The sequence below is a fragment of the Peribacillus sp. FSL E2-0159 genome, assembly GCF_038643155.1.
Classification (GTDB): Bacteria; Bacillota; Bacilli; order Bacillales; family DSM-1321; genus Peribacillus; species Peribacillus simplex.
In genome coordinates this window covers 1-10,000 of record NZ_CP152053.1, presented here as the reverse complement: position 1 = coordinate 10,000, position 10,000 = coordinate 1, and the positions used below count along the sequence as shown (strand labels likewise).

General features: G+C 40.0%; 8 protein-coding genes (1 of these 8 cut by a window edge). All 8 read right to left on the bottom strand.

The window, feature by feature from the left end; translation table 11 throughout:
• On the bottom strand, positions 1-238 hold the 5' portion of the coding sequence (locus tag NYE63_RS00040) for a hypothetical protein (RefSeq protein WP_342603683.1). Its footprint begins 137 nt before the window's first position; the window shows 238 of its 375 coding nt (coding positions 1-238); its start codon is at positions 236-238; the stop codon falls past the left edge of the window.
• A 559-nt stretch (positions 239-797) separates the two neighbouring features.
• Positions 798-3,374: a DNA gyrase subunit A gene (gene gyrA, locus NYE63_RS00035; protein ID WP_342603682.1), complete on the bottom strand. Its 2,577-nt coding sequence runs from the start codon at positions 3,372-3,374 to the stop codon at positions 798-800.
• Between the two features lie 97 nt (positions 3,375-3,471).
• Positions 3,472-5,397, bottom strand: coding sequence for a DNA topoisomerase (ATP-hydrolyzing) subunit B (gene gyrB / locus NYE63_RS00030; protein WP_342605886.1), 1,926 nt, complete (start codon positions 5,395-5,397; stop codon positions 3,472-3,474).
• Positions 5,398-5,472: 75 nt separating this feature from the next.
• A complete protein-coding gene (locus NYE63_RS00025) occupies positions 5,473-5,736 on the bottom strand; it encodes an extracellular matrix/biofilm biosynthesis regulator RemA family protein (RefSeq protein WP_342603681.1) in 264 nt (87 codons plus the stop codon).
• Positions 5,737-5,748: 12 nt separating this feature from the next.
• Positions 5,749-6,867: a DNA replication/repair protein RecF gene (gene recF / locus NYE63_RS00020; RefSeq protein ID WP_048687943.1), complete on the bottom strand. Its 1,119-nt coding sequence runs from the start codon at positions 6,865-6,867 to the stop codon at positions 5,749-5,751.
• A 21-nt stretch (positions 6,868-6,888) separates the two neighbouring features.
• Positions 6,889-7,101: a S4 domain-containing protein YaaA gene (yaaA, locus tag NYE63_RS00015; RefSeq protein WP_063234316.1), complete on the bottom strand. Its 213-nt coding sequence runs from the start codon at positions 7,099-7,101 to the stop codon at positions 6,889-6,891.
• A gap of 220 nt (positions 7,102-7,321) precedes the next feature.
• The gene (gene dnaN, locus NYE63_RS00010) at positions 7,322-8,458 is read right to left on the bottom strand and encodes a DNA polymerase III subunit beta (protein WP_342603680.1); all 1,137 of its coding nucleotides are present in this window, start codon (positions 8,456-8,458) and stop codon (positions 7,322-7,324) included.
• A gap of 192 nt (positions 8,459-8,650) precedes the next feature.
• A complete protein-coding gene (dnaA, locus tag NYE63_RS00005) occupies positions 8,651-10,000 on the bottom strand; it encodes a chromosomal replication initiator protein DnaA (RefSeq protein ID WP_057914144.1) in 1,350 nt (449 codons plus the stop codon).

The following is a 10,000-nucleotide window of genomic DNA, read 5'->3' as shown; positions in this document are numbered from 1 at the left end:
GTTTAACCATGCTCCCTATAGAAATTCCACAATCTACCAGACACCCGCCAATTGCAACTTGATAGACATCGGCCCTATGGCATTTCATTTTATATGCAATATATCCTCCTATTAATCCAATTGAAATAGCATGATGATATACATAGTCTTCTTTATTACAACATTGGTGAAGCCTCAAAATGTTTCCTGGTTCCTCTAAAGCCTTGTCCATTAGGGGAATGATGATTAAACGAATCATGGCTACCTCGACTTTACTGCCTGCCTGCCAATTTTTAAATAATCGTTTATATGTTTGTACTGACTTAAGAGCAAATCCTTAAAATCCGATGACTCTTCCATTTCATCCTATTCTGGATCTATTACTTCTTTCGGCAGAAATTTCTTTCCATCAATCAAAGTTTTTTCAACGCTTACCTCTGTTATTAAAAAGGCTTGCAAAGCTACTATTAATCGCTGGGTCAGTATTATTTTTTTCATACATTATGGGGCGGTTCGAAATACTTCTAATCTCTTTTGAGAGGATGCAGCCTTCGATTAAATAGCGAGTTTTCACTAGAAAAACGGTTCACCTCGGTAGTATTAGTGAGTATCATTTCACTTGAAAAACATGGTAAAAAATACATTCTTTATGATTAAATACTTAATAATATTCAATTTATTATCATTTATATCTTATGTTCCCCAAAATCGATAAGTCTTTTTACTCACATTTTAACACTGTTGAAATCAGTTTGAAATTCATCTTATGCACAAAAAAAGACCCAGCTTAATTGCCTGGGTCTTTTTTTGTGGAAAGATTATTCTTCCGTATCTTTTTCAGTTCCTTCATTTTCTTCAATTACAGTAGGTTCAGAATCAGAATCAGTATCAGTATCAGAATCTAGAGTCGTGACCGTTTCTATATCCATGTCTTTTTCTTCTTCTTTTTCTTCTTCTTCTTCTCTTCCTACGATGGCTACCGTCGAAACATATTCATTATCTGCGGATTCGAGTCGGATGAGCTTAACACCCTGTGTATTACGGCCCGTTTTAGAAATGCCTTCGACTTCCATTCGGATCAATACACCAGCTGCTGTAATCAGCATCAAATCTTCATCTACACCCGTAACGGTTTTCACGGCTATAAGTTCACCATTTTTCTCAGTGACGTTACATGTTTTTATTCCTTTGCCTCCACGGCTTTGAATACGGTATTCTTCTGCAGAGGTTCGTTTTCCATAGCCGTTTTTCGTAACAATCAGGACTTCTTCATCATCTTCAAGAATTTCCATTCCGACCACTTCATCATTCGTCCTTAAGGAAATCCCTTTGACTCCCGCTGCAGTACGTCCCATTGTCCGTACATCCGTCTCAGGGAAACGAATCATCATCCCTGCTTTCGTTCCAATTATGATCTGTTTCTCTCCATTCGTAAGACGGACAGAAATCAATTCATCATCTTCACGTAAACCTAGGGCAATTAAACCATTATTACGGATATTTGCAAAAGATGACAAAGGTGTACGCTTCGATATCCCATGTCTGGTCGTGAAGAATAAATACCAATCGTCTGCAAATTCCTTCACCGGTATGATTGCATTGACCCACTCGCCTTTATCGACTTCCAACAAGTTGATAAGCGGCAATCCCTTTGCCGTTCTACCATATTCAGGAATTTCATATCCTTTTGAACGATAGACTTTACCTTTGTTAGTGAAGAATAATAGAGTGTCATGAGTCGAAGTGGTTAACAAGTGACCGACAAAGTCATCTGTATTCGTGCCCATACCCTGTATTCCTCGACCTCCGCGTTTTTGACTGCGGTAAGTGGTTGCAGGCAAGCGTTTAATATAACCGTTATGCGTAAGTGTCACGATTATATTTTCCTCTGGAATTAAATCCTCATCTTCCAGGCTTTCAAAGCCGGCTAATGTGATTTCAGTTCTCCGTTTATCATCAAAACGTTCTTTAATTTCAAGAAGCTCTTCACGAATAATTTCAAGAACCTTTTCCTCATCAGCAAGAATCGCTTTATATTCTGCAATTATAGCCATTAATGCTTGATATTCATCTTCAATTTTTTCACGTTCCAGACCTGTCAAGCGCTGTAAACGCATATCTAGGATAGCTTGTGCCTGTTTTTCGGAAAGTGAGAATTGTGTCATTAAGCCTTCACGGGCAATTTCTGTCGTTTGGGAACCACGGATTAACGAAATGACTGCGTCCAAATTATCAAGTGCAATGCGCAAACCTTCTAAAATATGGGCGCGGGCTTCCGCTTTCCGTAATTCAAATTCAGTCCTGCGCCGTATGACTACCTGCTGATGCTCCAAGTAGTAGCGCAGGCATTGTTTTAAATTCAGCACTTTAGGCTGACCGTCCACCAAAGCAAGCAGATTGATTCCGAAGGTAGTCTGCATCGCGGTATGCTTATACAGGTTATTTAAAAGGACATTCGCGTTAACATCCTTTCGAAGCTCCATGACAATACGCATGCCATTGCGATCCGATTCATCCCGTAAGTCGGTAATGCCTTCGATTTTCTTATCTCGAGCAAGTTCTGCAATTTTTTCAATCAATCTTGCTTTATTCACTTGATAAGGGATTTCCTTAACAAGGATTACCTGTTTACCATTGGATTTCTCTTCAATCTCGACTTTCGCCCGTTGAATGATTGACCCTTTTCCGGTTTCATAGGCCTTTCTGATTCCACTTCGTCCTAAAATCAAACCGGCTGTCGGAAAGTCCGGCCCAGGGATATATTCCATCAACTCTGGAATTGTAATTTCAGGATTCTTACTTAAAGCCAATACGCCGTCAATTACCTCACCTAATTGATGGGGTGGAATATTGGTTGCCATCCCTACTGCTATTCCTGATGAACCATTCACTAACAAGTTCGGGAAACGGGCAGGCATAACGGCTGGTTCTCTTTCTGAACCATCGTAGTTATCCTGGAAATTAACCGTATCTTTATTTAAATCGCGAAGTAACTCCATCGAGATTTTCGACATTCTCGCTTCTGTGTACCTCATTGCGGCAGCTTGGTCACCATCGACTGAACCGAAATTCCCATGACCATCTACAAGCATATAGCGATAGTTAAAAGGTTGCGCCATCCGTACCATCGTTTCATATACAGCCGAATCACCATGCGGGTGATATTTACCGATGACTTCCCCGACAATACGGGCTGATTTCTTAAATGGTTTATCCGAAGTCATTCCAAGATCGTTCATTGCATAAAGAATTCTTCGGTGTACCGGTTTTAAACCGTCTCTTACATCAGGCAAAGCCCGTGACACGATAACGCTCATCGCATAATCCAAAAACGATGTCCGCATCTCGGTACTTATATTTATTTCTTTTACACCTGATCTTTCATTTTCTGACATGGAGCCAACCTCCTATTAAAAGCTTATACTCTCATTTAAATTTAACTGTTCGTGCACTATGTAAAGAACAGGATGTAAAAAGCATCCTGTCAAAAAATCAGATATCAAGATTTTTTACATAAATTGCATTTTCTTCAATGAAGTTACGTCGCGGTTCGACCTTGTCGCCCATCAACATCTCGAAAGTTTCATCTGCCTCGGCAGCATCTTTCAAACTGACTTGAAGCAGCGTTCTCGTTTCAGGATTCATGGTCGTTTCCCACAATTGCTCTGGATTCATTTCCCCCAGCCCTTTATAACGCTGCAGGTTAGGCTTAGGAGTACTTGGCAAACTCGCCATGATTTCTTCAAGCTCGCGGTCATTATAAGCATAATCCACTTTTTTCCCTTGCTGAATCTTGAAAAGTGGCGGCTGAGCAATATATATATATCCATACTCGATAATTTTTCTCATATAACGGTAGAAGAATGTCAACATCAGAGTTCTGATATGGGCACCATCGACATCCGCATCGGTCATGATAACAATTTTATGGTATCTAGCTTTTTCAGTATTGAATTCATCACCAATGCCTGTTCCAAGTGCTGTGATGATCGTACCTATTTCTTCATTATGCAGAATTCTGTCCAATCGCGCTTTTTCAACATTCAGGATTTTACCCCTTAGCGGCAGAATAGCTTGGAAATGGCGGTCCCGTCCTTGTTTTGCCGAGCCTCCCGCCGAGTTTCCTTCAACGATGTACAATTCGCTGATACTCGGGTCCTTAGAAGAACAATCTGCTAATTTACCCGGTAGATTGGATACTTCCAAAGCACTTTTCCTTCGGGTCAATTCACGTGCTTTCTTTGCTGCCATTCGGGCTCTTGCTGCCATTTGCCCTTTATCTACAATTTTTCGGGCCACGGCAGGATTTTCGTATAAGAAGGCATCAAGTCGTTCCGAAAGAATCGAATCAGTAACCGTTCTCACCTCAGAGTTTCCGAGCTTGGTTTTCGTCTGACCTTCAAATTGTGGATCAGGATGCTTAATCGAAATGATTGCCGTTAAACCTTCCCGGACATCTTCACCTGAGAAATTGGCATCCGCTTCTTTTAAAAGACCATTTTTCCGTGCATAATCATTGATGACACGGGTCAAAGCAGTCTTGAATCCTGATTCATGTGTACCGCCTTCATAGGTATGAATATTATTGGCAAAAGAAAAGACATTACTGATATAGCTGTCATTATATTGCAATGCCAATTCAACAGAAATTCCATCTTTCTCGCCTTCCATGAAAATCGGTTCCTCATGCAATACCTCTTTAGAACGGTTTAAATGCTCAACATAAGATTTGATACCGCCCTCATAGTGGTAATCCCTGATTTTCTCTTCTTCTTCACGCTTATCTTCAATGATCAGCTTCAAGCCTTTATTCAGGAATGCAAGCTCACGGATTCGTGTGGCTAAAGTATCGAAATCATATTCCAAGGTATCCGTGAAGATTTCACCATCAGGAATGAAGTGTACAGTCGTTCCGGTATGATCGGTTTCCCCGATAATTTTCAAATCTTCTTTAGGAACACCGCGGTTAAATTGCTGATAATGGATTTTACCTTCACGATGAACGTAAACTTCCAATACCGTGGATAAGGCATTAACTACTGAAGCCCCCACACCATGCAGACCACCGGAGACCTTATAACCTCCGCCGCCAAATTTTCCGCCCGCATGAAGGACCGTCATGATTACTTCTACAGCTGGGCGTCCCATTTTTTCATGGATGCCTACTGGGATTCCCCGACCATTATCGACTACGGTTATGCTATTGTCTTCTTCGATCGTCACTTTGATTTCCGTACAGAAACCAGCCAGTGCCTCATCAATACTATTATCGACAATTTCCCAAACAAGATGGTGAAGTCCTTTTGCAGAGGTAGTGCCGATATACATCCCCGGACGTTTACGAACTGCTTCTAAGCCTTCTAAAACCTGTATCTGATTCTCATCGTATGCCTGAGCTTGTACTTCTTTTTGTTCCATTGTCATACGTATCACCTACACTTTTCTTTTGGCATTTATCAATTTTCAGGAGTAATTATAACGATTAGCTACAATTCATAGAATATCTATATCATCGATTAAGAGCGATGGCTGCAGTGAACGCTTTTTCAAAGTGGACGACGCAAGCGGTGAATAATATACCTGTTTGTCCGTCACTACAATCGATTTAACCGAGTTTTTTGCTAAATGGTAAGTTACATCAGACTTTTTCTCCAAAAATTCATTGATGATTGGAGAGGACTGAAGCAGCTTCTTATCTAAAATGGCTATGACATCGTCCGTTTTCACAAGAATGTCTTCACCAATATGGAGATACATACATTCACCTCATCATTTAACCTTTTTTATACTTCCTTGACTAACATAAAAGGTGGACGCTTCTCTTAGGGTTTGATGATCGATTCCATCAACGGAGGGTGTCGTCACGAATGTTTGCACTTTCCCTTGTATCGTATTCAGTAAATGGGATTGACGGAAATCGTCAAGTTCAGATAACACATCATCCAATAATAAAATGGGATACTCGCCGATTTCTTCATGGATCAGCTCAATTTCGGCAAGTTTCAAAGACAGGGCAGTCGTACGCTGTTGTCCTTGTGAACCATATGTCTGGACATCACGGTCATTCACAAAAAAAACCAGGTCGTCACGATGAGGACCTACCAGTGTTACACCCCGTTCAATTTCCCTTGTTTTTATTTTATCAAATTTTTCTGTGTATACTTCTATCATTTTCGTCAAATCCATAGATTCTGATACATCAAGCGACGGTTTATATTGGATTTTCAATACTTCTAGATTTCTGGAGATCCCCGAATGGATCGGCTCTGCCCATTGCTGGAGCTTTAAAAGAAACTCGTATCTTCTTTCGACAATTTTCGCTGCATACTGAATAAATTGATCAGTCAGTACGTCAAGCATCGTCGTATCCGTTTGTTTCCGGGTCTGCAGAAGCTTTAAGTAATGATTTCTTTGTTGAAGTATTTTATGATATTGGCTCATATCATGAAGGTATACGGGAGAAACCTGGCCAATTTCCATATCTATAAAACGGCGTCTGACTAGAGGACTTCCCTTTACAAGGTTAAGATCCTCAGGCGCAAACATGACCACATTCATATTTCCGACATATTGACTCAACTTTCTTTGTTCAATATGGTTGCACTTCGCCTTTTTCCCTTTTTTTGAAATGGTCAGCTCAAGTGGTATTGAGGTATTTCTCTTTCTAACTCTTCCTTCTATTTTAGCATACTCTTCATCCCAGCGAATAAGTTCTTTATCATTTGAGGTCCGATGAGATTTTGCCATTGCTAAAACAAAAATAGATTCCATGACATTTGTTTTTCCTTGAGCATTTTCGCCGAGGATAACATTGACTTTATTTTCAAAAGTCAGATTCAATTCGGTATAGTTGCGGTAATTTTTCAAACTTATATTTTCAATATACATATTCCGCTCTTCCCTTATGTTTTAGCTTGTAATTGTGTAGGTGCCAAATCCAGGAATCTCTATTTTATCACCTGATCTTAATTTCCTGCCTCTTCTCACGTCTAATTCGCCATTAATGTAAACCTCGTATTCACTTAAGAACCATTTCGCCATTCCGCCGCTTTGGATCAAATCTGCCAATTTCAAGAATTGCCCAAGCGTAATATATTCGGTACTGATTTTTATGGAGTCCATTTCATGCCTCACTCATTTCTAAGTAGTCTTTAATATTTCATTTTACTAAATTAATCCCATTAAGACAAAGTATAGCTTTTTCAGTTCTTTTTTTTAGCGTTTCAGCGTTCCGTACAGCATTTAAAAAACACTGAAAATCCTGTGGAAACCTATGTTTAAATATAAAAAAATTAAAGGCCTGCTATACAAGCCTTTAATTTTTTCGAAATATTATTTTAGCTTAATAAGTCCTTACCGGGAGAATTAATTGCAGCATGGAATCATCGTGTAGCGGACGAATGACAAACGGACGCATTGCACCTGTGAAATTAATTTTTATATCGGAACCTTCCAATGCTTTTAGAGCATCCATCACAAATTTGGCACTGAATGAGATTTTCAGGTCTTCACCTTCAATGGCTTCTGCCTGAACCTCCTCAATTACTTTACCAATTTCAGGAGTATTGGAAGAGACTTCGATTATACGGCCTTCCAGGGTTGTCAATTTGACGACATTATTTCTTCCTTCTCTCGCCAATAAAGAAGCCCTGTCGATCGCTTGAAGAAAATCTTTAGTGTGAACAGTCACATCCGTTTTGCTATCCGATGGAATCAAGCGTGATGTATCAGGATAATTCCCTTCAAGCAGTCTTGAGAAGAATAATAAATTTTCAGCTTTGAAAAGTACTTGGTTTTCAGTAATGACGATTTCAATGAGTTCGTTTGTATCATCAAGGATTTTACTCAACTCATTCAAACTTTTACCTGGGATTACAACGCTATAGGTTCCGGTAATTTTATTTTCTATTTTGGCTGTTCTCATTGCAAGCCTATGACTATCTGTTGCAATACAGGTCAATTCGTCATCTTGAACCTTTAAGTTTACACCTGTTAAGATGGGGCGTGTTTCTGACGTGGACACTGCAAAGCCAGTTTGGCGGATAAGGGTCTTTAAAAGGTCCGTTGGAAGTTTGAAAATATTTTCTTCTTCAATGATCGGAAGATGAGGGTATTCCTCAGGATCCAGTCCATTTAGATTAAATTCAGCTTTACCTGAGCGAATAATCGTTTGAAAGTTGTTCTCCACTTCAATTTCTACAGTATCCATCGGAAGCTTTTTGACAATTTCACTGAAAAAACGAGCATTCAGGACAATACCGCCGCTACTTTTAACTTCAACAATCTCATCTCCGTCAACCTCAGCCGGTATGAATGATTGGATGGAGATATCTGAATCACTTCCTGTTAGAGTGACACCCTCACTAGTAACGCTTATTTTTATCCCCGTTAGAATCGGAATCGTCGTCCTCGATGTGATTGCTTTCATTACTTCTTGGACACTATGAACTAATCGATCTCTTTGGATTATAAATCTCATGTTTCATCCTCCAATTTTTAATTGCCGAATAGGCATATTTATTAATAATTTTTATTAAAAAAGATAGTAGTAATAGTAGTAGGGCCTGTTGATATGTGGATAAGTCCACTCAACCTAAGGAAAAACAGTCTATCCACATGTGGACAGACTGTGTGTAAGTAGTCGTCAGTTATGCACATTATCCAGAATCTATTATACCCTAAGCTGATCCTGGATTTCTTTAACCTGACGCTGAAGCTGGGTGTCCGTTTGCATGAGTTTAGAGATTTTTTCATGCGCATGAATAACGGTCGTATGATCGCGACCTCCAAATTCATCACCTATCTTGGGCAGGGATGAGTCCGTTAACTCCCTGGAAAGATACATGGCAATCTGTCTTGGAAAGGCTACGGATTTAGTCCGTTTTTTCGCCTTGAAATCCTCAAGTTTGACACTATAATGTTCACCGACCGTCTTCTGGATTTCTAAGATGGTGATTATTTTAGGTTTTGAGCTAGGTATGATGTCTTTTAATGCTTCAGCTGCCAAATCGGCATTTATATCTTTATTAATCAATGAAGAATAAGCGACGACACGGATAAGTGCTCCCTCAAGCTCACGAATATTGGAATCGATTTGGTTGGCAATATAGAGCATGACTTCATTCGGGATATCAAGACCCTCAGCTTTTGCCTTTTTGCGCAATATGGCAATACGAGTTTCTAGATCAGGAGGTGTGATATCCGTGATCAAGCCCCACTCAAACCTTGAACGGAGGCGATCCTCGAGTGTAGGTATCTCTTTTGGCGGGCGGTCACTCGAGATGACGATCTGTTTGCTTTCTTCATGCAACGCATTGAATGTATGGAAAAACTCTTCTTGAGTTTGTTCTTTTCCCGCAAGAAATTGAATATCATCAATTAATAAAACATCAACGCTTCGATATCTATCACGGAATTCCCCTGCTTTATTGTCCCGGATCGAGTTGATGAATTCATTCGTGAACTTTTCAGACGATAAATAAACGACCTTTGCATTCGGATTATGCTCAAGAACATAATGGCCGATTGCATGCATTAAATGAGTTTTTCCAAGACCTACGCCTCCGTATATGAATAAGGGATTATAGGCTTTGGCCGGAGCTTCTGCGACAGCGAGAGACGCGGCATGGGCAAAACGATTGCCGGAGCCGATGACAAATGTATCGAAGGTATTTTTCGCATTCAGCATATGCTGTGGAAATGCAGCATGCTCTTTATCCTGTTTTTTTATCTTTTTAGGCTGAACAGGAACGGTAAAATCATCATCTTCTTGATTGGGGGGAATGATGAATTTTGCTTCCAATTCCTCACCGGTAAGTTCAAACAATACATCGGAAATAAGATGGGAATAGCGTTCTTCGAGCCAATCCCTGGCAAATTCATTGGGAGCGGTGACTGTTAATGTATCACCCTGCAGTAAATAAGCCTTGGTTGATTTAAGCCAAGTTTCAAAGCTTGGTTTACTGATTTTTTTTTCGATTTTTCCGAGCGCCTGGTTCCAGAGGCTATCGATGTTATCCAA

Excerpts from the sequence above, each read along its gene's own strand:
- recF (WP_048687943.1), bottom strand. The coding sequence starts at position 6,867 with ATGTATATTGAAAATATAAGTTTGAAAAATTACCGCAACTATACCGAA.
- gyrA (WP_342603682.1), bottom strand. The coding sequence starts at position 3,374 with ATGTCAGAAAATGAAAGATCAGGTGTAAAAGAAATAAATATAAGTACC.
- NYE63_RS00025 (WP_342603681.1), bottom strand. The coding sequence starts at position 5,736 with ATGTATCTCCATATTGGTGAAGACATTCTTGTGAAAACGGACGATGTC.
- yaaA (WP_063234316.1), bottom strand. The coding sequence starts at position 7,101 with ATGGACTCCATAAAAATCAGTACCGAATATATTACGCTTGGGCAATTC.
- gyrB (WP_342605886.1), bottom strand. The coding sequence starts at position 5,397 with ATGGAACAAAAAGAAGTACAAGCTCAGGCATACGATGAGAATCAGATA.
- dnaN (WP_342603680.1), bottom strand. The coding sequence starts at position 8,458 with ATGAGATTTATAATCCAAAGAGATCGATTAGTTCATAGTGTCCAAGAA.